The 24,376-nt window shown below is 44.2% G+C and carries 23 protein-coding genes; 7 read left to right on the forward strand and 16 right to left on the reverse strand.

The features are described 5' to 3' along the window. Positions 1-35: 35 nt before the first annotated feature. Together ADJ77_RS04435 and rbsK are read right to left on the reverse strand one after the other, a co-directional pair. On the reverse strand, positions 36-1,049 hold the full coding sequence (locus ADJ77_RS04435) for a GRP family sugar transporter (RefSeq protein ID WP_050696070.1): 1,014 nt from the start codon (positions 1,047-1,049) through the stop codon (positions 36-38). 75 nt (positions 1,050-1,124) lie between these two features. Beyond that, complete coding sequence (gene rbsK, locus ADJ77_RS04440; protein ID WP_050696071.1) at positions 1,125-2,036, reverse strand: ribokinase; 912 nt, start codon at positions 2,034-2,036, stop codon at positions 1,125-1,127. Between the two features lie 134 nt (positions 2,037-2,170). Here rbsK and ADJ77_RS04445 point away from each other — a divergent pair, with 134 nt between their 5' ends. Then, positions 2,171-3,190: a LacI family DNA-binding transcriptional regulator gene (locus tag ADJ77_RS04445; protein ID WP_025077510.1), complete on the forward strand. Its 1,020-nt coding sequence runs from the start codon at positions 2,171-2,173 to the stop codon at positions 3,188-3,190. Positions 3,191-3,594: 404 nt separating this feature from the next. On the opposite strand, the gene ADJ77_RS04450 is transcribed toward ADJ77_RS04445, so the two are convergent. After that, the gene (locus ADJ77_RS04450; RefSeq protein WP_025077509.1) at positions 3,595-3,879 is read right to left on the reverse strand and encodes a hypothetical protein; all 285 of its coding nucleotides are present in this window, start codon (positions 3,877-3,879) and stop codon (positions 3,595-3,597) included. Between the two features lie 407 nt (positions 3,880-4,286). On the opposite strand from ADJ77_RS04450, the gene ADJ77_RS04455 reads away from it, so the two are divergent. Further along, positions 4,287-4,919, forward strand: coding sequence for a hypothetical protein (locus ADJ77_RS04455; protein ID WP_025077508.1), 633 nt, complete (start codon positions 4,287-4,289; stop codon positions 4,917-4,919). A 205-nt stretch (positions 4,920-5,124) separates the two neighbouring features. Here the strand turns inward: ADJ77_RS04455 and ADJ77_RS04460 are convergent, their stop codons facing one another. Then, positions 5,125-5,499 (reverse strand): RidA family protein, encoded by a 375-nt coding sequence (locus tag ADJ77_RS04460; RefSeq protein ID WP_025077507.1) that lies wholly within the window; start codon positions 5,497-5,499, stop codon positions 5,125-5,127. 228 nt (positions 5,500-5,727) lie between these two features. On the opposite strand from ADJ77_RS04460, the gene ADJ77_RS04465 reads away from it, so the two are divergent. After that, positions 5,728-6,909 (forward strand): phosphoribosylaminoimidazolecarboxamide formyltransferase, encoded by a 1,182-nt coding sequence (locus ADJ77_RS04465; RefSeq protein WP_025077506.1) that lies wholly within the window; start codon positions 5,728-5,730, stop codon positions 6,907-6,909. Positions 6,910-6,920: 11 nt separating this feature from the next. Continuing rightward, entirely contained in the window at positions 6,921-7,106 is a 186-nt protein-coding gene (locus ADJ77_RS04470; RefSeq protein WP_025077505.1) for a hypothetical protein, read from the forward strand. Between the two features lie 84 nt (positions 7,107-7,190). Here the strand turns inward: ADJ77_RS04470 and ADJ77_RS04475 are convergent, their stop codons facing one another. From ADJ77_RS04475 to hpt, 5 genes are all read right to left on the reverse strand, one after another. Beyond that, positions 7,191-8,192, reverse strand: a complete 1,002-nt coding sequence (locus tag ADJ77_RS04475) for a hypothetical protein (RefSeq protein WP_234398027.1) — start codon at positions 8,190-8,192, stop codon at positions 7,191-7,193. Between the two features lie 355 nt (positions 8,193-8,547). Continuing rightward, the gene (gene pgeF, locus ADJ77_RS04480; RefSeq protein ID WP_025077503.1) at positions 8,548-9,327 is read right to left on the reverse strand and encodes a peptidoglycan editing factor PgeF; all 780 of its coding nucleotides are present in this window, start codon (positions 9,325-9,327) and stop codon (positions 8,548-8,550) included. Continuing rightward, the gene (gene obgE, locus ADJ77_RS04485; protein ID WP_025077502.1) at positions 9,320-10,492 is read right to left on the reverse strand and encodes a GTPase ObgE; all 1,173 of its coding nucleotides are present in this window, start codon (positions 10,490-10,492) and stop codon (positions 9,320-9,322) included. Before obgE ends, pgeF begins: the two co-directional genes overlap by 8 nt. Before the next feature lie 160 nt (positions 10,493-10,652). Next, positions 10,653-11,225, reverse strand: a complete 573-nt coding sequence (locus ADJ77_RS04490; protein ID WP_050696072.1) for an adenylate kinase — start codon at positions 11,223-11,225, stop codon at positions 10,653-10,655. Then, positions 11,225-11,764, reverse strand: a complete 540-nt coding sequence (hpt, locus tag ADJ77_RS04495; protein WP_050696073.1) for a hypoxanthine phosphoribosyltransferase — start codon at positions 11,762-11,764, stop codon at positions 11,225-11,227. Before hpt ends, ADJ77_RS04490 begins: the two co-directional genes overlap by 1 nt. 91 nt (positions 11,765-11,855) lie before the next feature. Between hpt and ADJ77_RS04500 the strand changes: the two genes are divergently transcribed. Together ADJ77_RS04500 and ADJ77_RS04505 are read left to right on the forward strand one after the other, a co-directional pair. Next, positions 11,856-13,373 carry a bifunctional ADP-dependent NAD(P)H-hydrate dehydratase/NAD(P)H-hydrate epimerase gene (locus ADJ77_RS04500; protein ID WP_025077501.1) on the forward strand — a complete coding sequence of 506 codons (1,518 nt, stop codon included), beginning with the start codon at positions 11,856-11,858 and terminating at the stop codon, positions 13,371-13,373. 755 nt (positions 13,374-14,128) lie between these two features. Further along, positions 14,129-14,473 (forward strand): hypothetical protein, encoded by a 345-nt coding sequence (locus ADJ77_RS04505; RefSeq protein WP_050696074.1) that lies wholly within the window; start codon positions 14,129-14,131, stop codon positions 14,471-14,473. Between the two features lie 231 nt (positions 14,474-14,704). Here the strand turns inward: ADJ77_RS04505 and ADJ77_RS04510 are convergent, their stop codons facing one another. Continuing rightward, on the reverse strand, positions 14,705-15,718 hold the full coding sequence (locus ADJ77_RS04510; RefSeq protein ID WP_025077499.1) for a class II fructose-bisphosphate aldolase: 1,014 nt from the start codon (positions 15,716-15,718) through the stop codon (positions 14,705-14,707). Between the two features lie 283 nt (positions 15,719-16,001). After that, positions 16,002-16,709, reverse strand: coding sequence for an MIP/aquaporin family protein (locus tag ADJ77_RS04515; RefSeq protein WP_050696075.1), 708 nt, complete (start codon positions 16,707-16,709; stop codon positions 16,002-16,004). A 253-nt stretch (positions 16,710-16,962) separates the two neighbouring features. Here ADJ77_RS04515 and ADJ77_RS04520 point away from each other — a divergent pair, with 253 nt between their 5' ends. Then, on the forward strand, positions 16,963-17,787 hold the full coding sequence (locus tag ADJ77_RS04520; RefSeq protein ID WP_025077497.1) for a Cof-type HAD-IIB family hydrolase: 825 nt from the start codon (positions 16,963-16,965) through the stop codon (positions 17,785-17,787). 225 nt (positions 17,788-18,012) lie between these two features. On the opposite strand, the gene ADJ77_RS04525 is transcribed toward ADJ77_RS04520, so the two are convergent. From ADJ77_RS04525 to ADJ77_RS04545, 5 genes are read right to left on the reverse strand one after another with little or no spacing between them, the layout of a single operon-like run. Continuing rightward, positions 18,013-19,848 (reverse strand): MutS-related protein, encoded by a 1,836-nt coding sequence (locus ADJ77_RS04525; RefSeq protein ID WP_025077496.1) that lies wholly within the window; start codon positions 19,846-19,848, stop codon positions 18,013-18,015. 30 nt (positions 19,849-19,878) lie between these two features. Beyond that, complete coding sequence (locus ADJ77_RS04530) at positions 19,879-21,201, reverse strand: thioredoxin family protein (protein ID WP_025077495.1); 1,323 nt, start codon at positions 21,199-21,201, stop codon at positions 19,879-19,881. A 30-nt stretch (positions 21,202-21,231) separates the two neighbouring features. Next, positions 21,232-21,906, reverse strand: coding sequence for a hypothetical protein (locus ADJ77_RS04535; RefSeq protein WP_025077494.1), 675 nt, complete (start codon positions 21,904-21,906; stop codon positions 21,232-21,234). Between the two features lie 44 nt (positions 21,907-21,950). Further along, entirely contained in the window at positions 21,951-22,739 is a 789-nt protein-coding gene (locus tag ADJ77_RS04540; RefSeq protein ID WP_050696076.1) for an Omp28 family outer membrane lipoprotein, read from the reverse strand. Between the two features lie 5 nt (positions 22,740-22,744). Next, a complete protein-coding gene (locus ADJ77_RS04545) occupies positions 22,745-24,376 on the reverse strand; it encodes a DUF6029 family protein (protein WP_050696077.1) in 1,632 nt (543 codons plus the stop codon).

Consider the following 24,376-nt stretch of genomic DNA (forward strand, 5'->3'; position numbering starts at 1 on the left):
TGATAAGTTATTTTAAATGAAGTTATATTCCTTGTTTAGTTTCCTCCAGCTGCAACGATAAAAGCTAATCCTGTGAGGAAGAAGATGAACATTAAAGCCAGCAGTCGGGTAACAGACTTGCCGCAACCTTTGAACTCCCGCCATATCAATACGCCCCACAGGGCTGCGATCATAGGAGCTCCCTGACCCAAGGCGTAGGAGATAGCTGCACCCGCCTTGCCTGCCGCAATGTAACTGAGAAGCGTTCCCAAGCCCCATACAACACCACCAAAGATGCCCACACTGTGTGTAGAAACTGAGCCTTTGAAGTATTCCTTGTAGCTTACAGGCGCACCTTCTACTGGACGACGCATAGCAATGGTATTGAAGAGGAGGTTGCTTATCACTATACCGAGCGAGAAGAGGAAGAATGCTGTATAAGGCGTTGCTTTGCCCGGCTCTGGTGAAACGAAGTTGTCAAGGTCCATCGCTGCAGCAACGAAACGATAGAAGAAGGACATCAGAACGCCTGAAAACATGGCAAGGAGGATTCCTTTACGGCTGCGCCGCTTGTCAACAGTCGACTTGTTTCCTTTCCCGGCAGATGCCAGACCATTGAGTATAAGTGCGATGATGATAAGTCCGACGCCACAGAAGATAAGCGTGGGGTCACCTTTTGGCGCACCAAAGTAGTTGATGAATACACCCAAGACCAATGCCAGACCCACACCAAGGGGGAAGGCTACGGACATACCTGCAATACTTGTGGAAGCAGACAGGAGGATATTTGAACCATTGAAGATTATACCACCAATGACAGCTGATACAACAACGGCTGTTGAAACCTGTCCTAAATCAGCAAGGAAAGGACGTCCATGCTGTCCAAAACTGCCTAAGGTAAGTCCCATAATAATGGAAAACAGGAAGATACCGATGACATAATCCCAGTAGTAAAGCTCATAACGCCATGACTTTCCTGCAAGTTTCAGGGTGTTACCCCATGAACCCCAACAGAACATAGTCACGATGCAGAGTATGATGGCTAACGAATAGCTGTTTACAATAAACATAATGAATAGGTTTTATTTTCAGATAGTTATCTTATTTATCTTATATTTCTTTCCTGACAGTTACCTTTATTCTTCTTACATTTCCAGTTCCTTTCGTTGTGGAATAGAGAGCTGTGCGCCTTTGCGTGTGACCGAAACAGACGAGGCTTTGTTGCCAAATCGGATAGCAGCTTCAATGTCTTTCCCCTCTGACAGGGCTACACAGAGCGCACCACAGAAGGTATCACCGGCTGCTGTTGTGTCTATAGCTTTCACCTTGAAGGCTGGAACCATAATCATTTTGCCATCTACTTTGGCAATAGCACCTTTTGACCCAACGGTAATGATGACGTTCTTTACACCCATTCCCTGTATTACACTGATAGCTTCCATCGCTGTACTTTCATCCTTTATCTCGACACCCGAGATACTGCTGGCTTCAGTTTCATTGGGAATAAGCAGGTCAATATTCTCCAGCAATTCATGTGGCAGAGGAGATGCTGGGGCTGGGTTGAGAACCGTAAACGCTCCGTGCTTCTTTCCCAGCTTTGCAGCCTCAGTAAGGGCAGCAACAGGTGTTTCCAGCTGCATGAGTACCGTTCCGGCTTCGGCAATGACCTCCTCGGAATCCCTCACATCGTCAGCTGTCAGTTGTCCGTTAGCCCCGGCATTTACAATAATACTGTTCTCTCCGCTTGGTATGGTCGTAATAAGCGCCACACCAGTTGATGTCTTTTGAGTCGTATAGAGGTGGCTGACATTAATACCTTCCGATTCCAGATTGGAAATGATGGAAGTTCCGAAGTTGTCATTTCCCACCTTACCTATAAAGATGGTCTGTCCTCCCATTCGTGCTGCGGCAACAGCCTGATTGGCTCCTTTACCGCCAAAGTTGGTCATGAAGTTTGTTCCCATGAGCGTTTCCCCTGGAAGTGGGAAGTGGTCAGCACTGATTACCATATCGGTATTGGCACTGCCTACAATGACAATTTTCTTCTTATTATTCATATTCTTGTTTTTGGTTAGTTATGCTGTTGGTTTTGCAAAAATAGATATTTCCTTTATTCTTTTCAAAGATTCGCCTTTCTTTTTTGACTCTTCAAAAAAATATCGTAAATTAGCAGCATAAAATCTGTTGAACAATGAGAAAAATTACGTTGGCTTATTTAGCAAAAATTGTTGGCTATTCCAAGACGACCGTATCACGTGTATTGAGCGGAAAGGGCGATAAATACAGGATTTCAATGGATGCACAGAAACTGATTATGTCAGTTGCCGAGCAGGAAAACTTCAAGCCAAAAACCGTTGCGCAATCTTTGCGCAACAAATTAAGCTGTAGTATCGCTCTTGTTGTTCCACAGATAAGTAATCCCTTCTTTGCAGAGCTTGCCAGTGCCACCCTTGCCGAGGCACAGAAGTATGACTACTCTGTCATGATTCTGGACACGCAGGAGAATGTCGACCTGGAAGAACGTGAGGTACGGAATGCCATCAAACGCGGTGTAGACGGTATAATCCTCGTTCCTTGCGGAAATGATCCGGGCTATCTGGAAGATATGGCACGACAGATTCCACTCATTCTGGCAGACCGTTACTTCCCGTCTTCCTCCATCTCCTATATCTCAACCAATAATTATGATGGTGCTTACCAGATGATGAAGCATCTGCTGGAACAGGGGCATCGTGATGTGCTTTGCATCCAAGGCTCAACAGCATCCGTTACCTCAAAGGAACGTATCAGAGGATGCCAGCAGGCTGTGAAGGACTTCGGAGCAAAATGTAACCTCCACGTTAAGGGTAATGCCTACTCCGTTGAGAACGGATATGTGGGGACTCGCATTGGCATAACCTACCAGCCTCGTCCCACGGCCGTCTTTGCCATGAGTTCCACCATTCTTCTTGGTGCCGTACAGGCATTGACAGAACAGCATGTCCGTGTCCCAGAAGAAATGTCATTAGTGAGTTTTGACAACAATCAATACATGGATTTTCTCAATCCACCCATCACCCGTGTCAGCCAGCCCATCACCCGCATTGGGCAGACAGCAATGAAGATACTCTATGACTGCATCTGCAGTGGCAGGAAACCCTCCTCACAGATATTGATGACGCCCACGATTGTCAAACGCAATTCAGTTTCACAGAATAGCACGAAAACATAAGTGGGACTTTCTTAAAGAATGTAATAAAAATTCATTACACACAAAAGCTACTGACGCTTAATTGCACCCCAACTAAGCCTTGATTGGCGTCTAAAAGATGCTTAATTGAAGTCTTACTAAGGCTTAATTGAAGTACAATCAAGCACCTTTTCTTACCCCATCTCACAACACACTGATGCGCTGATAGTTGCAGATGCGGTTTTCAAGCACGGTTTCTTATATTTCAAGCCATGCCATACAATAATTTATGTAAAGAAAAATCACAGCTAAAACATAAGAAACAAAGCCGATACCGTTCGCATGGGGTCTGGAAGAAGGAACGCCACAATCATCCCCCACTGCCTTCAATGAGCAGTCGTATGTACTGTTTACCAGCTTTCCTCACTCCTCACATCTACAGATTTTCAATCTTCATAATTCAGCTTTGCATCGCTCTCACCATGCAAAGCAGCATTTAAATCCTTCCAGTTCTGGAAGCCGGCAAAGAGAGCCAACCTGTCTAATGTCTTCTTAGACGGTTTCTCCTTTCCCGTGAAATAGCCAATCAACTTCTTTAATGATGCTGACTCCAAATGAATATGGTGAAGTGCTAACCTACCAGACAATCTCTCCAAATCAGAAGCCAGTTCTTTGCGTACATGCGTCTTCTGCCCAAGCTCCTCAATAATGGTCCTAAACTTCTTTTTCATACCTCATTTTTCAACATATACTAACGTGATGCAAAAGTAATAAAAGATTAGATAATTAAGTAATATCCAATGGCTTTTCTTAATGCCCCGACTGTTAATTAACATTTCACACACGAAGTGTCGGACAGAAACACACAAGCACCCCCTACTTATGCGATAAGGATAGTACACACATAGAGAACGCTATCCGCAAAATCATAAATAATCAAAAATAGCGTTGAAAGTCGTTTAAAAGAAATAATATATAACACTAAAATGATTATCTTTGTAGTCAGGTTGATATTCAAGAGATTGCCGAGTGTATGGCAACTGCCTTCAATTTATGATTAGACTTTAAGGATAACAGAGTACAACATATTTATTAGAGAGATAATTAGTATTATTAATTTTACAACAAAACTGCAAACATGAACATTGTAAACAACAAATCCGTCCTCTTTTTAATAGCATTGCTTTTCCAAGTATTTACGGCAAAAGCACAGAGTAGTTTCAATAAACTTTACGGCACTTATAAAGGTTCTGCCGTAACAGAAACTGTAGCTACAGGCGGAGGAGCAGCATTTAAAAGTCAGAAGAAATTTGATGTAGTGATTGAAAAAACAGCTAATGATACAAAACTTATACTGAAAGATTACAAATTAGGTACATATACTTTCGAGGATATTGTATTTGACAATCTTACAGTAACCTACCAACCAGAGAACAAACGATGGAAATTCACTTTCAATCCTCTTTCTGGTGATTACGTCAATGCTAAAGGGACAGCATACAGTATACAACTCCATGGCTCACTAATTGGTAGCAACAACTATATCTATGACAATGGAACGATAGAATTCACTTTTGAAATTTATAATAAACCAGAAAGCAAGACCAAGAATGCCTATAAAGGCAAGAATGACGTTGCAGCAGGTATTCGTTCTGTAGCAACAAAAAACAACAAGGATATTGTCTATGACCTTCACGGCCGTCGTGTGCAGGATCCACGCAAGGGGTTGTATATCATCAATGGCAAGAAGGTGTTGCTGAACAACAAGTAACCAGCAGAACAAAGCAAACAAACAATGTGAAAGGCGTTTTCGAATATAGAATCCGAACATCACACCACATTAACACAATAAAACAAGAATCCCTTTATAATGGCATAAGCACCACGCTTACCATTATAAAGGGATTCTTCTGTTTAGCTCTATCAGCCAGAAAGACTGCCTACACAAAACCGACCGCCTGGCTTATCACCTATGTTTACTTCACAGCTATGCACTCAATCTCAACAAGTGCACCCTTTGGCAATGCCTTGACAGCGAAAGCTGAACGAGCAGGATAAGGCTCTTTGAAGAACTCAGCATAAACTTCATTCATCGCAGCGAAGTTCTCCATATCTGAAAGGAACACCGTCGTCTTAACCACTTGAGACAGGTCTACACCTGCAGAAGCCAACACGTTGCGTGCATTGGTAAGTGACTGGCGGGTCTGTTCTTTCACACCACCTTCAACAAAAGCATTGGTAGCAGGGTCAATAGGAAGCGAACCAGATGCAAAGATGAAACCATTGGCTTCGATAGCCTGACTGTAAGGACCTACGGCAGCAGGTGCCTTGTCTGTGTGTAATGCTTGCATATCTTTAAGAATTTAAAGGAGTTAGAGGAGTTCACGGGGAGTTAAGCCAACAGCAAACCCGCCCTATACACTCCACAGTTTATTTCTTTTCGAGTGTAAAAGTACTGCTTTTCTTCAAAAGAAACAAACCTGCACGGCTAATTTACTTAAAAACAACAAGCATATCGGCATATTCCATTATTTTTCCTTATCTTTGCAGCACCAATTTACATATACCACATAAGTTATATGAAAGAATTAGCACTTAAGTACGGATGCAATCCAAACCAAAAGCCTTCACGTATCTATATGGAGGAAGGCGAACTCCCAATCACAGTTCTCAGTGGTCGTCCCGGCTACATTAACTTTCTTGATGCGCTCAACAGCTGGCAGCTCGTAAAGGAGCTGAAGGTCGCTACGGGTCTTCCTGCAGCTGCATCGTTCAAGCATGTCAGCCCAGCTGGTGCTGCAGTAGGTCTCCCTTTGAGTGATACACTCAAGAAGATTTACTTTGTCGATGACGTAGACTTCGAGCTTACACCGCTTGCCAGTGCCTACGCACGTGCTCGTGGAGCCGACCGTATGTGTTCTTATGGCGACTTCTGTGCTCTTAGCGACATCTGCGACAAGGAGACTGCGTTGCTCATCAAACGTGAGGTCAGCGACGGTGTGATTGCACCTGACTATACCCCTGAGGCTTTGGAGATTCTGAAGGATAAGCGAAAGGGCGCATACAATGTTATCAAGGTTGACCCTAACTATGTTCCTGCACCTATTGAGAAGAAGCAGGTTTTTGGCATTACATTTGAACAGGGCCGCAATGAGGTGAAGCTGGACGACCCGGCACTCTTCGAGAATATGCCTACAAAGAACAAGACATTCACCGAGGAGGCTAAGCGTGACCTCATCATTTCATTGATTACTTTGAAGTACACACAGAGTAATTCTGTCTGCTATGTAAAGGACGGACAGGCGATTGGTATTGGAGCAGGACAGCAGAGCCGCATCCATTGTACTCGCTTGGCTGGTAGCAAGGCTGACGAATGGTGGCTGCGCCAGTGCCCAAAGGTGATGAACCTCCCATTTAAAAAGGATATCCGCCGTGCTGACAGAGACAACACTATCAACATATACATCTCCGATGAATACGAAGATGTATTGCAGGATGGTGTATGGCAGCAGTTCTTCACAGAGTGCCCAGAGCCTTTGACACGTGAGGAACGCAAGGAATGGATAGCCAAGAATACGGGTGTTGCACTCGGTTCTGACGCATTCTTCCCATTTGGCGACAACATTGAGCGTGCGCACAAGAGCGGCGTAGAATATATTGCACAGGCTGGTGGAAGTATTCGTGACGACCATGTTATTGACACTTGCGACAAATACAACATCGCAATGGCATTTACAGGCGTTCGCTTATTCCATCATTAAAAAGATTGTATATGAGTGAAATAGATGATATTATCGAAAGCGGAATGGTTTTCCGAGGTTCTTCGAAGCCCAAAACCGATGACGGCAAGGTGAAAACCAAAGCCAAGAAAAAGAAGTATATTACTGGTGCACATGGCTCTGGCAGTGCAAAGCAAAAGGCTAAGTACCGCCAGCAACGTGCCAACCGACACAAGTAAACAAAACAACGAACGTCCTCGTTTGTCCGTCCCTATCAAGGGAATCGGAGAAACGAGGGCGTTTGTTGTTGAGTTTATAACTATTTATTCGTAGCCATCTTCGAAGTCATCACCAGGATATTTCTTTAATAGACTTGCAAAGCGAGGGTTATAATGAGACAACATTGCTGACCGGAAGCCTGTTGCCATCGTACTATCAGAACTGTGTCCCTGCTTTAATTTCTTTAAGGACAAGTCAAGAGTTTCGTCAATAAAGTTATATGCCCACCGATTGTCATAAGCCATTACTGCCTCAAATAGATATTTGTTACGTGGCGGCATACTACATTCACTCTTGTAAATCTCATAGTCACGGATACGTTTCAGCAAAGGGATGAAATCCTCACAAGGCCAAACAGCAACTGCCAACAAAGCATTGTTTACTTCATTATCTTCCCCATAAAAAGATTCATTCCCGTTATCATAATGCGACAAAGCATTCAATAAGATTGCTTTATCTCCTTCTCTGCGAAAGGCTGCCAAAGCCTTAAGTGCCTGATAGGTTCGTTCTTTAAGAGCTATCTCCTTTATTCTTGCATAATAACTTTCCTTTGGAGGCAGTCTCAACAATAGTTTCTTTGTATATTGATACTTGGATAATCCCGCTGTAAAGAGTGCCAAAGAGTCATTACGCAAAGAATCCTCCCTGTTGGTGACGACCTTACCTTTGCACGACTGAATATTACGTAAAAACACACTACCCGTATGCTCTTCCCACCCGACATCGTCTGCACTGACATTAATCATTGTCGTATCTGCATAGTTTGACAACAATATCTGTTCTAAATGTGCATACTTTCTCCTTATTAAGGCGTCTGTGGCAGTGAGACGAACAACAGGAGAATATCGTCTGCCTGTGAACTCATAAAGCTCTTTGTCACTGCACAATGAATCCAGAAGAGGCTGAACAACAGGAAGTGCTATCGCAGCTTTGCATGTTTTGATATAAGCCGTATCAATATGGTCCAACAGACTATCAACGTTCAGATAATACCGCCTGCCTTTAGAAGTTGTCATTTCATAGTATGTTCCACTTCTATTCAACATAAAAAGAACTTTCTCTATCTGCCCCTGACGCTTATCTGCACAAGCAACCAGCAACATACACATTAAAAGGAAAAATAGGATTCTCTTCATACTGACAACTAATACTTTAGAACATCATAACCTCTACCTAAGACTGCAAAGGTAGTAAAACAATTATCAAAAACGTGTCTTTCAAGCCCTTTTCTTCACTTTAATACACTTCAATCAGGACGCATTAAATCACTGAAAAGGGTATCCCTTTCAAATTATTTTCATGAAAAAAAATATTTTTCTTCATGAAAGTAAATATTTATTTTCACGACAAAAAATATTTATTTACGTGAAAATAATTCCGTAATGACTATAAAATAGGTATTTATTTCAGGGCAATACCTGTGTAGATAGTGCCGAATCCTTCCTTTAGAATACGTGCAGAGAAGAAGTCGGAAGCATTGTCATAGGTACAGATAGCGGACTGAAGGATATTAGCAGACGGCACACCGAGTTCTTCTAATTGAAGTTGATTGCAAAGTGGAAGGTCAATATGCCACTTTTCATACATACGTGCGATACGCTCCATTGGGAAACCTGCAGCAGCAAAAGCATCATAGACTTCCTGCCCTACCTCAAAATTCTTTTGGGAAATACAAGGACCTACAACCGCCTTGAGTTCCTTTGGGTCGGTGCCATACAGTTTTGTCATCTTGCGAAGCATATGCTGAACGATACGCTTCACCGTACCACGCCAACCGGCATGGGCTGCACCAATGGCACGATGAACAGGGTCATAAAAAAGAACGGGAACACAATCAGCCGTATGAACACCGATGCAGACGTTACGACAATCGGTAACGACAGCATCCTTTCCTTCTTCCATCTCGTACTGCTCTGCAGCCGATAGTTGGAGAAAATCATCCGTCACGGTCAGACAATGCGTTTCATGTATCTGATGCAGACGGATAATCTTATCAGCCTCAACACCAATCTCAGCGGCTACAGCCTGTAAATTCTCTGCCACAGCAGAAGGTTCATCACCCCGATGAGGGTTGATATTCAGCGTAGCAAGCTGCCCCTTGCTGACACCGCCATGACGGGTAGTGCTAAAACTGACCACCTCGTCGGCAAGATTAAAGTAATGCAGAACTGGCTTAATCATCCGTATATTCAAAATCCTCGAGGTCATCCACCTCATCCAACTCGTCAATACCCACCTCTTCAACATCGTCAATATCAGCATCTTCAGCTGCTAATTCAGCAGCAAAACGTGTCATGTCCTTATCACGATGAACAAGGGTATCTTCAGCTATTATATCCTGTAACTTGTTGCTTTCAGCGTTCAGTTCCTTCCAAAGAACATCCTTCAGTTCGTCAATCCCCTGTCCTGTGACAGCTGAAATGAAGACAACAGGAAGGTCGGTTGGCAACGTCTCACGCAGCATCTCAATGAGTTCCTCGTCCAGCAGGTCGCATTTTGTGACCGCTAAGACACGATGCTTGTCGAGCATTTCCGGATTAAACTGCTGCAACTCATTCAGCAATATCTCATACTCACGCTTGATATCGTCTGTATCACCCGGTACCATAAAGAGCAGAAGGGAGTTACGCTCGATATGACGGAGGAAACGCAGGCCGAGTCCCTTACCTTCGCTGGCCCCCTCGATAATACCAGGAATATCAGCCATAACGAAACTCTGGTTGTCACGATAGCTGACAATGCCCAGCGATGGTTCCATCGTCGTAAAAGGATAGTTGGCAATCTTTGGTTTCGCACTTGAAAGAGAAGACAGCAAAGTAGACTTACCCACATTCGGGAAGCCCACCAGGCCGACATCGGCCAGCAGCTTCAATTCAAGGATAACGGTCATCTCCTGCATCGGCTCACCAGGCTGTGCATAGCGTGGAGCCTGATTGGTTGATGTACGGAACTGGAAGTTGCCCAATCCACCACGTCCACCTTTCAGCAACATCACCGTCTGTCCGTCGTGCATAACATCACAGACATACTTACCAGTCTCGGCATCGTAGACCACCGTACCACAAGGTACGTCGATATAAACATCCTTACCGTCCGTGCCATGACACTTGTCACGCCCGCCATTACCTCCGTGTTCCGCATAGATGTGACGCTGGAACTTCAGGTGCAATAGCGTCCAGTAATTATGGTTACCACGCAGATAAACACTTCCACCCTTACCACCATCGCCGCCATCAGGTCCGCCATTGGGGTTATATTTCACATGACGAAGGTGCATGGAACCTCTACCACCCTTACCGGAGCGGCAGTATATCTTTACATAATCAACAAAATTCGAATCAGCCATAGCAAATAATGGGTGTTAGGGGATGGGGTGAATAATAGTTTATATCAACATAAAAGACCTATCTTTCTTCAAGGTCTAAATAACAAAAAGCTGATAGGTTCTGGGAAGAAAAAGACACATCATGTATCCCTAAACACCCAACACCTATCAGCCAGATATATTAAATAGCGTCAATGACAGACTCAATACGTGCAAAGATTTCTTCTACTGTACCGAGACCTTCCACGTGGTGGTGAATCTTCTCACTCTCATACCAGTCAATCAATGGAGAAGTCTGGTTGTTGTAAACATTGAGACGCTTCTTGATAGTCTCCTCGTTATCATCAGAACGACCGCTCTGCTGACCACGGAGAAGCAGACGCTTCATCAATTCATCCTCTGGTACGAAAAGCTCAATCATAGCTGCTATGCTGTGACCTCGCTCAGCCAACATCTTCTTCAATGCCTCAGCTTGTGGGATAGTACGTGGGAAACCATCGAAGATAACACCCTTGTGTTCCTTGCCAAAGCCGTCGTACACGCTTGCAAGAATATCAATCATCAACTCATCAGGAATGAGCTGCCCATTGTCAATGTATCCTTTTGCAGTCTTTCCAAGTTCCGTACCATTCTTGATTTCATTACGAAGTACGTCCCCTGTAGAGATATGACCGAAGTCATACTTCTCAATCATCTTGTCGCTCTGAGTACCTTTGCCAGCACCTGGCGCACCGAAAATTACAATATTCTTCATTATTCTTGTACTAAAGTATAAATATCTCTCAAGTTGCGACCTTCCTGATCATAGTCGAGTCCATAGCCCACGATAAAATCATTCGGTATCTCAATTGCAGCATATTCTATGTTCAAAGGCACGGTGAGTTTGCCCGGCTTCAACAGCAAGGTTGTGATATGCAGGCCAGCAGGCTCACGTGTTCCGAGCGACTCGAGCATACGCATCATGGTTGCACCCGTATCAACAATGTCTTCAACAATGATAACCTCTCTTCCACGGATATCCTCATTCAGCCCGATAATCTCCTTAATGGTTCCTGTTGAAGTAGTACCCTGATAAGAAGCTAACTTCACAAAGGAAATCTCACACGGTATGTTGATATTCTTCATCAAGTCCGAGGCATACATGAACGAGCCATTCAGCACCGCAAGAAAGAGCGGAGTCTTTCCTTCGAAATCCTTGTTTATGCGGTCTGCGACCAGCTTCACTCTCTCCAGAATCTTGGCTTCAGGAATAGAAATATCAAACGTTTTGTCCTTAATTGTTACTCGACTCATGCTTCTTTATTTATAATTTAGCGCAAAATTACGAAAATAATACCAAACTATCCCATACGATTAGCATTTATTTTGTAAATTTGCCATCGATATGAAGATATTTACAAGTGCCCAGATTCACGAACTGGACAGATACACTATAGAACACGAACCCATCAAGTCGGTTGACCTGATGGAACGTGCAGCAAAAGCCATTACCCGTGCTATCACCGAGGAGTGGACCACGCATACGCCAGTTGTTGTCTTTGCCGGACCCGGCAACAATGGCGGTGACGCCCTTGCCGTGGCACGTCTGCTGATAAACGAAGGCTATAAGGTAAGTACCTTCCTCTTCAACATCACCAATCATCTCTCTGATGACTGCGTGACGAACCGTCAGCGACTGCTTGAAGGAAAGCACGCAAAGGACTTCACGGAGATTACTGCTAAGTTTGACCCACCCGAACTGACTGCTGACACACTGGTCATTGACGGGCTTTTTGGCTCTGGACTCAACAAGCCATTGGCCGGCGGCTTTGCTTCATTAGTGAAGTATATCAATCAAAGTCCGGCAAAGGTTGTGAGTATTGATGTCCCATCTGGTCTGATGGCTGAGGATAACACGTATAACGTACGTGCTAATATTATCCATGCAACGCTCACACTGACACTCCACGAGAAAAAGCTCTCTTTCCTCTTCAGCGATGCACAGCAGTTCATAGGTAGAGTTAAGGTGCTGGATATTCGCCTGAGTCAGGAGTATATTCAGAAAACCGAGGCACAATATTACGTATTGGAAGAGAGTGACATCCGCTCACGTCTGCTTCATCGGGACGACTTCGCACACAAAGGAGACATGGGAAATGCCCTTGTCATTGCCGGCAGTTACGGCATGTCGGGAGCTGCTATCCTTACAACACGTGCCTGTTTGCGCAGCGGTGTGGGTAAGGTAACAGTGCATACACCGAAGAAGAACTATGACATCATGCAGGTTTCCGTACCAGAAGCTATCCTACAGATGGACCATGAGGAGACTGCTTTCACTGAAGCAGTTGATACTGACGACTTCGATGCACTGGCTATAGGTCCGGGACTGGGCAGACAAGAGCCAACAGCGATTGCAATGATTGCCCAGATAAGACGTGCACAATGCCCTATCATTGCCGATGCTGATGCCTTGAACATTCTTGCAAGCCATCGTGCGTGGATGCAGCAACTGCCAAAGGGCATCATAATGACACCTCACGCTAAGGAGCTCGACCGCCTTACAGGTTCACCTGCCAATGCCGACTTCGAACGTCTGCACCGAACAAGGGAACTGGCAAGGTCATTGCAGGCTTATATCATCCTAAAGGGGCATAACAGCGCACTCTGTCTGCCAAACGGAAATGTTATCTTCAACTCTACAGGCAACAGCGGTATGGCGACAGCTGGTAGTGGCGATGTACTCACAGGTATCATCACAGCATTGCTTGCACGCGGCTACCACCAGCAGAACGCATGTATGGCAGGCATGTATCTCCACGGTCTTGCAGGCGATTTAGCAGCAAAAGACCTTGGCAAGGAAAGCCTTGTTGCAGGAGACATCATCAACTATCTCCCTAAAGCCTTCATGCTTCTGGACGACTAAAACGGACACAAACGGTTCTTTTTAGAGAGTAGTAACATCAAAATTAATATAACTCCATGTTCCTCAAATACGTAAAGAAACCCCTCAAATGACAATAGAGGTCATAGAAGAAATAGGCTATAGCCTCATATTGGTAACACAAACATGGAAAATAGTATATAATGAATTATATTTCCACGAATTGAGGAAGTATCAAAAGTCTGTAACAAATATCATTTATAGTATTTGAAATAATAAATGTTATTTTAAAGTTAGGGGTAATTCAAAATTTGCAAACAAACATAAGAATACAAGATTCGAACTACAGTTTAAAATTATTTGGAGTACATCCCCCAACTCAAATTGGAAAGTTTATATTCACAGAAAAGATACACGTAGCTATGTCAGATGGTATGCAAGAGAAATACATTTTGACTTATTTGACATAGACTTACAAGAAAAAACTGGCAGCGATGGAAACATCTTACAATATCCAGTTGCTCATGAGTTTGGTCATACAATAGGGCTTGTCAAATTCAGTCGTCCTCTTCTTTCTTTTAATCCCAATTATCCATGGGAAACTCTGCATGCTGATGAATATAAAACAAATTCGTCAAAAGAAAATAAGTTCCGTCTTCCATTTATAAATGACAGACGAAGCATTATGAATATAGGCAATGAGCTACGAGAACGCCATATGGATTATATCCTCCAAGAATTAAACACTCTACTACTTGGTACAGAATTTTATATCAGCACTTTACTAAAATAAACATATGAAAAAACTTTATTCTCTTCTTATAGTATTATGCCTTATGGGCTGCTCTAATCAAAATAAAGAACAAAAAAAAGTTCCCAAAAGCTATCTACCTTCAGAACTTGATTCCATGTATAGTTTTTATGATAAAAGCCAATTTATCATCACAGAGCAACATAATGAATTTACGGAGCCCGTTGCAAAACTATTTTCAAAAGAGGAGCGTAAGAAGAGAAAACATAAAGTCTGGGAATACACTTGGAAGATATCAGCTGACAGCATGCTAACTGTATGGTATATAAAAAAAGGGGAGAAACTATACCCCATACAACACTATTACTATCCTTCTGATGCTTATTTTTAACAAAGTATCATTTCATGATATGATATAAACATATCATAAATGTCCATTTAGAACAAATGAAACACTCTGAAAACCCTTTAACAACGGCAAATGTTCTGGATATTCAAATAGAACTTCTTAGTTTTTCTGAATAAGCCAATATCTTTCAATCTATATATAAATGAAGCGGCAGCTCTCCAAAGGAAAGCTGCCGCTGACGTTTTATCTGGTCAAGCCGACCTCAACAAATGATTAGTCGAGGTTAGCAAGCTTGTTCTCAGAACCAAGAACGTCTGTGATCTTGTGCTTGTAAAGATCCTCCATGTACTCACGAGCCTTACCACAGTACTGACGTGGATCGAAGTACTCTGGGTGCTCATCGAATGTCTGGCGAACACCTGCGGTGAATGCAAGACGAGAGTCAGAGTCGATGTTAATTTTACAAACAGCACTCTTAGCTGCCTTACGAAGCTGCTCCTCTGGGATACCAACAGCGTTTGGCATCTTACCACCATGCTCGTTGATGATGTCAACATACTCCTGAGGAACTGAAGAAGAACCGTGGAGAACGATTGGGAAGCCTGGGAGCTGCTTCTCGATAGCTGCAAGAACATCGAATGCCAATGGAGGAGGAACAAGACGACCAGTCTTTGGGTCACGTGTACACTGCTCTGGAGTGAACTTGTAAGCACCGTGAGAAGTACCGATAGAGATAGCCAATGAGTCGCAACCTGTACGAGTAGCGAAATCAACAACCTCCTCTGGCTTTGTATAGTGAGAAACCTCAGCTACAACGTCATCCTCAACACCAGCAAGTACACCAAGCTCAGCCTCAACAGTTACGTCGAACTGATGAGCATACTCAACAACCTTCTTTGTGAGTGCGATATTCTCCTCGTAAGGAAGAGCAGAACCGTCAATCATTACAGAAGAGAAACCGAAGTCTACACAGCTCTTGCAAGTCTCGAAGCTGTCACCGTGGTCAAGGTGAAGTGCAATCTCAGGATGGTTGCAACCCAACTCCTTTGCATACTCTACTGCACCCTCTGCGAGGTAACGGAGAAGAGTCTGGTTAGCATACTTGCGTGCACCCTTAGATACCTGAAGGATAACAGGTGACTTCAAATCAGAAGAAGCCTTGATGATAGCCTGAAGCTGCTCGAGGTTATTGAAGTTGAATGCTGGGATAGCGTAACCGCCGTCAATTGCTCTCTTGAACATATCGCGTGTGTTCACGAGACCTAATTTCTTGTAATCTACTGCCATAATTTCTATTATGTTTTAAAATTAATAAATCAATACCTATTTACATCTGCAAATGTACGGTTTTATTTTCTGATAGCCAAAACATGATACACATTTAATGACCACAAAGTGTTAAAATCCGTAATAACCAGCAATAGCATTCAAGAAACAGGAATGTAATCCTTGGAGGAATTGAGCCGATAGGACTAAGTGAGCTTATTAGGCTAATTAGCCAAATAAGCCCTACAAGCCTAACAAAGCAAATAAGCCTTATTGGATTAATCAGCCCAACACTCTCATCCAATTACTTTTCAGCAGGCTCGACAACACGCCAAAGGACAGCAGCAAGTGCACCACCCACCAATGGACCTACGATGAAGATCCACAGATTACTCAATGCCGCAACAGGACCGCCGGCAAACTGTGCGAAGACAGCAGGACCGAAAGAACGTGCTGGATTAACGGATGTACCTGTGTAACGGATGCAAGCAAGGTGTACAAGGATAAGTGACAAGCCGATTGCCAGACCTGCAAAATTGTTTGTTGCACCGTTAGTCTTTGAGGTTGCACCCAACACAACGAGTACAAACACACAAGTAAAAATAATCTCAGCCAGCAGACCACCTGCTACACTGATGCCATCCTGCAAACCATTGGCACCCAGACCGGCACCGGCTGTGGCAAAGCTGCTGTCAGAACTGGGAACAAGGAGGAACAATAACGCTGCACCGATCAAGCCGCCGAGGAACTGAAACACAACATACATAAGGCAATCCTTTGCACTCATACGACCGCTAAGGAACACGCCTAAGCTAATGGCAGGGTTGATATGGCAGCCGGATATACCACCAATAGCGTATGCCATTGCTACTACAGAAAGACCAAATGCCATTGCTGTACCAACTACTGCAGCCTGATTATTAACCGGGTCGCAACCCAAAGATACCGCTGCACCACAGCCCATAAGGACTAATATCATTGTGCCGATCATTTCGGCTAAATACTTCTTCATAACTCTCTACAATTAAGTTAATTTTATTCTACATTTAATCAAATGCCTTTAAACGGGTTAATTCTTCATAAGAACGCAAGCGTTAACGATTTATTATACCAGTCCGATACTTTTTGAAATAATCGTTTTATATCTGACAAACAGACCCTTAATCAGCAAAAAACACTACCTTTGCAGAAAACAATCAGTACTCAGCAAAAAGAAACTGTACCAAAAGCTGAGATTACAATAAGGAAAAAGAACAGAAAACAACATGAAGTACAAGATGATTGTGCTGGATTTGGACGGCACTCTGACAAATAACAAGAAGGTTATCACCCCTCGCACAAAACAAGCTCTTATGCAGGCACAGGCAGCTGGAGTGCATGTCGTACTGGCGTCTGGGCGTCCTACTTATGGAATTATCCCTTTAGCAAAAGAATTGGAACTAAAAGAAAACGGAGGTTTCATCCTCGCCTTCAACGGAGGAAAGATAATCGACTGCGCTAACAACAAGGTTATTTTTGAACAGAAACTGGATGAACAGCTCGTCCCATTGCTCTACGAAGAAGCTGTGAAAGCTGGAATGGAAATACTGACTTACCAAGGAGAGGGCATTGCTGCTACCAACAAGGACGACAAGTATGTACAGGAGGAGGCGTTCATCAACAAGATGCCCGTCATGCAATATGACGATTTCCTCAACCAGTTGGTCTACCCTATTAACAAGTGTCTGATTGTCGGCAATCCCACTCCACTCCATGAACTGGAATTACGATTAGCAAAAGAACTGGAAGGAAAGATGGAAGTGTATCGCTCTGCCGATTTCTTCCTTGAGTGTGTACCGCTCGGCATCGACAAGGCACGCTCCCTTGACCGACTTATCGCTTCACTCGGCATTCGCCGGGAAGGGATTATAGCCTGTGGAGACGGCTATAACGACCTCAGTATGATTCGCTTTGCAGGGCTCGGCGTTGCCATGGCAAATGCAGCTGAAGACATCCAAAGCGAGGCTGATTTCGTTACATCATCGAATGAAGAAGATGGTGTGGCACACGTCGTCGAGCACTTTATTCTTTCCCCGGAGAATGTCGATTAAGCTCGTATTCAACTATCAATAACGAATTCTTTTCATGATGAGAAATATTTTTCTTCATGAACATAAATATTTTTTTTCGTGAAAAGAAATATTTTTTTTCATGAAAAGAATTCGGCAACAACCCAAATCAAACCTTTCCGAACAATCATTTTGGACTACCATTTTCCATCATAAGACGTCTTAGAAACAACATAGTCGCCTGTAAACGTTCTATCATATCACCCATTACTCCAAGCCACCCTTTCTGGTATGGCTTGGGCTCAAGATACCTTTCAACAAGAACGTAGCATTCTGATTACGTGCTACTCCCTCCGTAATCTTATAAGAATAAGTGATATTCTCGCCTAACTCTATCTCGAAGCAATAGTTATGGAAACGCCCTGTGTATTCCTCTTCCATCTTTGAAAGCTCAAGGTCATGGGTAGCAATAACGCCCGTTACATTGCGCTCAGCGATATACTGTAGGAAAAGACGTGAGCCATTCAGCTTATCGAGTGAGTTTGTTCCCTTCAAAATCTCATCCAAAATAATCAGGCTTGGCACATCGTCACGCAACGAGCCTAACAGCTTCTTCAAACGAAGCAATTCTGCATTAAAGTAAGAGATACCATGCGTGAGGTCATCCGTAGTGCGCATACTCGTAAAAAGATGGAACACCGATACCTTCAACTGATTAGCAAAGACTGGCAAACCGTTCATAGCCAAGAGGTAATTGATGCCCAACGAGCGCAGGAAGGTACTCTTGCCTGCCATATTCGCACCCGTGATAATATAATACTCATGGTCGAGGATATTGAAGTCGTTTGCCACAGCCTGCTCGCCGAGGAAAGGATGATAAAGACCTTTCGCTTCATAAACCACCTTGTCATCCTCGATGATTTCAGCCTGTACAGCCTTGTCTTCATTCAAGCGATAGTTGCCCATTGACACCAGTGCATCAAAGAGATTCAAGGTGTCAACCCACTTGTTTGTACGCTGTTCATAAGCATGCTGCCAGCGCAGGAAGAGCCTTACGATGGTAACGTCTATCAAGGCAAAGCTGTTGAAAACGAACACACCTATCTCGTTACTCCTGTTATCAATCTTTTGTAGGATAAGTCCTAACTGTTCAAAAGATTCTACTGCGCCCGAAAGTTCTTCTTTCAAAGCCTGAAGTTCAGCCGACTTAAACTCAATGCTGTTAATCAACTTCAATACTTGCAAGTAGCCATCTACCTGTGTATGTACCTTTGCTATCAGCTCGGAAATAACACGCATGTGCTTATGCCCGCTAAGGAAGGAGAACATAAAGTTGAACATTCCCCACCACACGGGCAGCAAGGATGGAACCAATCCCATGATAGAAAGGACGATACTCACGTAGAAACCAAGCAGGTCAGCATAACAGAAATAACGAAACAGCGGACTGTGGAAGACCTTTGGGAAGGTCTGATGATGAACAGCTGTCAGTGCTTTCAACACCTCTTCCGTATTGATACGCTCCTTAACGCCCAAAGATTTGAACTCAGACAGGAATGTTTCCTCTTGTCCCAGTTCGTCAACAGCTTCCGTTCTCCGTCGAATCTGCCCGACAAGTTCTTCTCTCTTTGCACTTCCCCATTCCGTAGACAGACAGGCTGCCAAACGGTCACTGCCACCCGTTGAGATACTACGGTTCATCCTTTGGAACAGCGAACCTGTACCGAAGACATCCATATCGAAGGTATAGGAATGTTGCGGACAGACATATTGCTCGCCAGCTTCAAAGCCCGAGAAATTACCATGCTGATAGTCTATCTCATTCTGATAAACCTGCAGCAACGCTTCCCCGGCTTTTATCTTGCGGTCGTTCCGCACATCAAGACGCCGGATGTAAAGATATAAAAACAATGCAGCCAAGGCACAAAGAAGTGCCCAGGCTGCATTATCCAATAAGGTGTAGAGAACTACAAATCCTATTGCAAGTAAAAAAGAACCTATCTCCGTCAGGATAAAAGCCCGACTATGATTGCGGAGAGAGATGAGCATCCTGCCTGTCTCCTCTGCCTTCTGCTGATATAAAACAGTCAAATCTTTATTCATAACGCAAATAAGTAATAAACTGAAGCTGCATCAACGTGTTACAACTTCTTTACACACACGTCCGTCGCTGTACTTCACAATGTTGATACCCTTCTGTGGAGTCGTAATACGACGACCGTCAAGTGTGTAGCGTGCTGTTTCAACAACAGTCTCTTTTCCTTCTGAAACAGAAGAGATAGCAGTGGTATTGGCAGGAGAAATAGTGCACTTTGCTGCATTCTCAATTTGTCCTGTCTTGATGTTAATCAGCAATACACAGACTTTCAGCTTTGCCTTGTCCTGTATAAGTTTCTTACTGGGAATATTCCTGAAGACGTATGTATGGCTCTGTGCCTCATCTGCCTTAATCGGAGTTTGGATGTAACCTGTCAAAGGAGCTTTGACACCTTCTGCTGCAATAGCAACAAAGTTGTTCTCAAGACCTTTAACAGTATAATCAGCCTTGATAAAGTAATCAAGTTCATCCGACACGCCAAGTTCTTCCGTTCTTCCCGCATAATAGTTGTTTTGATACCATTCGGGACTTGACATTCCGTCTTCCGTCAGCACGTATGCAAAGCCGTATGTAACATCTTCCTTATCAACACAAAACGTAACACGAGGAGTAACCGTGATGTTCTCCTGCCGAGCATCCCACGTAGCTGTGACATCTATGTCCATATCAGCCCCTCTTGACCGTTCCTCTTCAAACTCGGTTATAGCCTTGACATAACCCAGTAAAAGATTTCTGTTCATGTGAAGTGTGGGGCGACTCCTGTAATCTGCAGCTTTCCAGGCATAGTCCAGACAACTTAATGGATCTGCTCTACCTCCTGTATGAACTGCAATACCAATGAAGTCGTCGGGATAATTCTTTGCAAGATTCTCCATAAGAGCGATACCACGTGGGCAGTATCCACACCACATTGCCGTGTACTCCTCAACAACAACTCTACGGTGAGGAACTTTCGTAACCGTAACTCTCGGAAGCGTAGCATGGTTAACTGAAGTACCATTAACCTCACCGTTCACTTTGGTAATCGTAAACAGAAGGTCTGTTTCCGAAACCTGCGTGTGAGGTGGTACATCCACCTCTATCGTCGTTCCCTCCATGCGGTTCAAAGGTTTCGGAAGGACATAGTTCTTCGATACCAAGTCCTCTCCATTGAAGGACAGCGTGTAATCGAAATCACGGATAGTTGTACTGCCGTAATTGGTAATCAGCAGCTTTCCTTTTGCACTTTTTGCCGTGATAGGAACATATACTTTCTGTCCTGTAGAAGGTATCAGACTATGATTCTGGGCACTGGAATTACCTGCATAACAGATTACAGCGACGAGAAAAAGGAACTGTAGATAAAGTTTTTTTGACATATCAAATAGCGGGTTATATGAGGTGAAAACTTAACGGACAATGTACTTGCGGGTAGAAACAATCCCCTTTGCATCTTTCTGCTTTACGATATAAATTCCTTTGGAGAGCGTTGGGAGAGAAAGTACCTGCTTGTGCAACAACACACCATGGACATTGAAAACATCGTAAGTACTGCCGCTCTGCAGAGCTGCAGAAGCAATGCCAGTTGCATCGGCATCAAACTTAATTGTAACCGTTGGACCTTCCTTTTCAACGTCTGAACCTTTCTTTTTCATAGTAATTTTCAGCGTTATCGTACACTTCTCGTCATTCTCAAAAGAGCGTTCTATCGAGATTTCTTTCTTATCAGATGCAGCAGACAACACCTGGCTGACCACCTCATAAGTGCCGTCCTCATCGTAAGAGTTGCATTCATCAAGTGCACAGACCTGCACATCACCGTCATTAAGACCGCTGACGGTACAGTCAAGAGTTACTGTCAGTTCCTCTCCAGACTTGTTGAGAATGAACAACTTTGAAGCGATTTCTTTCATACCTGGAGGAAACTTGGCATCTTCTATCTTGCTCAAGACAAGCGTTGTATTGTTTGCAAGGACTTTGCCATCAGCATCAACGAACACAACTTCATTAGAATTTGTCTGTGCCTGTGCACTAACAAAAAGACTGGTCAGCAGACCGAAAATCATCAGTAATCGTAATTTCATTTTGAATATAATTAATGTTTATGTTTTTATTATCTGTAATTCACCTATGAGAGAGAAATCTTTTGGCGCACAGCCTGCAACACTCCGCTATCGTTATAGAAGAATGCTACCACCCATGCCCTGTCAGGAACGATACCATCAGGAAGTGTGTAAGTGGTCTTTTCCTTCTGTACATTCTTGGTAGTGAGCGTTAATTCCGTTCCCCAATCCCCATTAATGGCAGCACGGAGCACATGATTATGCGTATATTCCTTATCCAACTCATCCCCAGGGAAAAGCTGTGGGGCAACGACTCCATCCTCCACCAGCCAGAACTGCAGCCTTCCCTGCACATCTTCAGACAGTGTCTTCAAGTCGGTTTCTATCTCCACACGGCGTTTATCAGCGTCATACTGACATTTAAGGTCTATACCAACCGTTGTCGTCCGAGCAAACTCATCATACACACGACCAGCCCAAGCTTCCTTGGAGAACACTCCCCCCCGACGATTGATAATGGCTTTCGGCACATTCGGCACAGCCCATTTCTTATAATAGGCATCACCCACATCTGTGCGCAGACCCGTAAAACCAGACTTGCTCTTCAGTGCGAGCGGTCCTGCATGGATGGCTACAGCAATCAGCTTGTCATCACTATAGCGAGCTTGCAGCTGTGCAATGGCATCAGAAGCATCTGGACAGAAGATGCAACGCTGACCCGTGAAGTCTTCAATCAGTACATTACGCTGGACAGTAGCAGCCGGAACTTCAATAAAACGGTCATCAGACGCAACAGGATCGCAGCCTGCCAGAAGCACAGCAGCAGCCAGGAGAAAGATATATAAACTTTTCATTTCTATCAGAAGTTATAATTATAAGAGAGTGTAAGTCCTTTGGTAGCAGGAATATAACGACATACTCCACCCGAACAGTTAAACCCAGCGCGGGTACGACCATAGCCCAGTTGCAACCGATGTGCCCCACCACTGTAAGTTACATAGCCCTGATAATAATGAACATGAGTATTGCCTACATTATAGAGGTCGCTCACTGTGAGCATCCAATGCGGTGCAAGCGACAATTCTGCAAGCCCGAACGCCCAGTCCTTGTCACCATCTTTCGAGGAAAGGTACTGCCCCTCCACACGCAAGGTTGTCTTGGGTGCCAGCTTCTGCTTCACATCCGCCACGAAGATATGCGAACGCAACATGCCGCCATGTCCTTCGAGGAGGGTCTGGTTGTAACGCTGGTTCATGTACATAAGGTTTAGCTTCGTATCTTTACAGAGTCGTTTCTCCAGCTGTACATCAATATCCTGATAATAGGTGGATGCCCCCCACACCCAGAACGGACTTCCGTAGCCGTCGGTACCACTGTCACCTGTGTCATTCCTGCGCACTGAATGAACATGGGAGAAGTTCACTTTTGCCGTTGTACCATACTTACCTCCCATCATAGAACCTTTCGGAAAGGTATAGGCTGCCATCGCCTGGTAAGCCCACTCGCCCTCGGGGCGTGTAGCATAGGGATAGAGTGCTGCCAGGGTATAAGTGTGTTCCATCGTGAATGGCGGCAGGTGATTGACGAAGGATGAGCTTCCCTCCATGCTTCTACTACTGCGAAAAGCCATATTCGTACTGCGTTTGGCTTGCAGGAGCAGACTCATTCCACGCTTCGAATAAGAACCCGAAAGCATTGCCACATAGCCATTGCGATAGATATAACCATTGTCATGGGAAGGATCTTGCGACTTCATTGCCATCTCTGCCAATACATTAAACGCACGATGCTGCACACGCAAGCGCACATCGAAGGCATTGACATAGAGAGGAAGGTGCAAACGGTGAGTCGGATCGGTCATTATCACCTCATCTTTCTCATACTTATTGACATAGGAGACACCCAGCGTAACATAGGTGTTATGCTGTCGGAGGAACTTACAATGCTCATCAATGCTCCATTCCACATCAGCTCCTGTCATCCAACTTTTGTTGTGATTCCAGTATCTACGCTGACGACCAGTGAGTGCCTTGATTGCAATACCAGACCAAGGACGGTAGCTTAAGCGCACACCCTGTAGGGAATTGTCAACACCGAGACTGCGCTCTTCATAGGAACGGAGAATGAAACCCGACCCGAACTGTTCGTAAAAACTACCCAGGGTCAGCTCCGCATTCTTATAACGACCTTTCAGATAAGCGTAAGGCACGCCCCAGCCTTTAAAATCGTTCTCGTATCCGGGAAGCGGATGCTTCAGATACTCCAGTCTTGCTCCAGCCTCTACATAACGGCTTGTAGCTTTCAGGTCAAGATAAGTGTTTGTCAGAAAACGTCCGTCAGGAGTATCAGCTCCCGTTTTATCATCCTTTTCAGGCAGGAGAATATCGCTCTGAATACTCCCGGAAAGCCGCAACTTATCCGACTGTTCTTGTGCACAGAGCGAGACGTTGCCTATGCCTGCAAGAAGTCCTATCAGTATATATGTTTTCAT

This window comes from Prevotella fusca JCM 17724, from assembly GCF_001262015.1.
Taxonomy (GTDB): Bacteria; Bacteroidota; Bacteroidia; order Bacteroidales; family Bacteroidaceae; genus Prevotella; species Prevotella fusca.

Excerpts from the sequence above, each read along its gene's own strand:
- ADJ77_RS04465 (WP_025077506.1), top strand. The coding sequence starts at position 5,728 with ATGAAAGAATTAGCACTTAAGTACGGATGCAATCCAAACCAAAAGCCT.
- ADJ77_RS04460 (WP_025077507.1), bottom strand. The coding sequence starts at position 5,499 with ATGCAAGCATTACACACAGACAAGGCACCTGCTGCCGTAGGTCCTTAC.
- ADJ77_RS04515 (WP_050696075.1), bottom strand. The coding sequence starts at position 16,709 with ATGAAGAAGTATTTAGCCGAAATGATCGGCACAATGATATTAGTCCTT.
- ADJ77_RS04535 (WP_025077494.1), bottom strand. The coding sequence starts at position 21,906 with ATGAAATTACGATTACTGATGATTTTCGGTCTGCTGACCAGTCTTTTT.
- ADJ77_RS04450 (WP_025077509.1), bottom strand. The coding sequence starts at position 3,879 with ATGAAAAAGAAGTTTAGGACCATTATTGAGGAGCTTGGGCAGAAGACG.
- ADJ77_RS04475 (WP_234398027.1), bottom strand. The coding sequence starts at position 8,192 with ATGTTGAATAGAAGTGGAACATACTATGAAATGACAACTTCTAAAGGC.
- ADJ77_RS04530 (WP_025077495.1), bottom strand. The coding sequence starts at position 21,201 with ATGTCAAAAAAACTTTATCTACAGTTCCTTTTTCTCGTCGCTGTAATC.
- ADJ77_RS04490 (WP_050696072.1), bottom strand. The coding sequence starts at position 11,225 with ATGAAGAATATTGTAATTTTCGGTGCGCCAGGTGCTGGCAAAGGTACT.
- ADJ77_RS04500 (WP_025077501.1), top strand. The coding sequence starts at position 11,856 with ATGAAGATATTTACAAGTGCCCAGATTCACGAACTGGACAGATACACT.
- ADJ77_RS04540 (WP_050696076.1), bottom strand. The coding sequence starts at position 22,739 with ATGAAAAGTTTATATATCTTTCTCCTGGCTGCTGCTGTGCTTCTGGCA.
- ADJ77_RS04520 (WP_025077497.1), top strand. The coding sequence starts at position 16,963 with ATGAAGTACAAGATGATTGTGCTGGATTTGGACGGCACTCTGACAAAT.
- ADJ77_RS04545 (WP_050696077.1), bottom strand. The coding sequence starts at position 24,376 with ATGAAAACATATATACTGATAGGACTTCTTGCAGGCATAGGCAACGTC.
- ADJ77_RS04455 (WP_025077508.1), top strand. The coding sequence starts at position 4,287 with ATGAACATTGTAAACAACAAATCCGTCCTCTTTTTAATAGCATTGCTT.
- ADJ77_RS04445 (WP_025077510.1), top strand. The coding sequence starts at position 2,171 with ATGAGAAAAATTACGTTGGCTTATTTAGCAAAAATTGTTGGCTATTCC.
- ADJ77_RS04510 (WP_025077499.1), bottom strand. The coding sequence starts at position 15,718 with ATGGCAGTAGATTACAAGAAATTAGGTCTCGTGAACACACGCGATATG.
- ADJ77_RS04470 (WP_025077505.1), top strand. The coding sequence starts at position 6,921 with ATGAGTGAAATAGATGATATTATCGAAAGCGGAATGGTTTTCCGAGGT.
- hpt (WP_050696073.1), bottom strand. The coding sequence starts at position 11,764 with ATGAGTCGAGTAACAATTAAGGACAAAACGTTTGATATTTCTATTCCT.
- pgeF (WP_025077503.1), bottom strand. The coding sequence starts at position 9,327 with ATGATTAAGCCAGTTCTGCATTACTTTAATCTTGCCGACGAGGTGGTC.
- ADJ77_RS04525 (WP_025077496.1), bottom strand. The coding sequence starts at position 19,848 with ATGAATAAAGATTTGACTGTTTTATATCAGCAGAAGGCAGAGGAGACA.
- rbsK (WP_050696071.1), bottom strand. The coding sequence starts at position 2,036 with ATGAATAATAAGAAGAAAATTGTCATTGTAGGCAGTGCCAATACCGAT.
- ADJ77_RS04505 (WP_050696074.1), top strand. The coding sequence starts at position 14,129 with ATGAAAAAACTTTATTCTCTTCTTATAGTATTATGCCTTATGGGCTGC.
- obgE (WP_025077502.1), bottom strand. The coding sequence starts at position 10,492 with ATGGCTGATTCGAATTTTGTTGATTATGTAAAGATATACTGCCGCTCC.
- ADJ77_RS04435 (WP_050696070.1), bottom strand. The coding sequence starts at position 1,049 with ATGTTTATTGTAAACAGCTATTCGTTAGCCATCATACTCTGCATCGTG.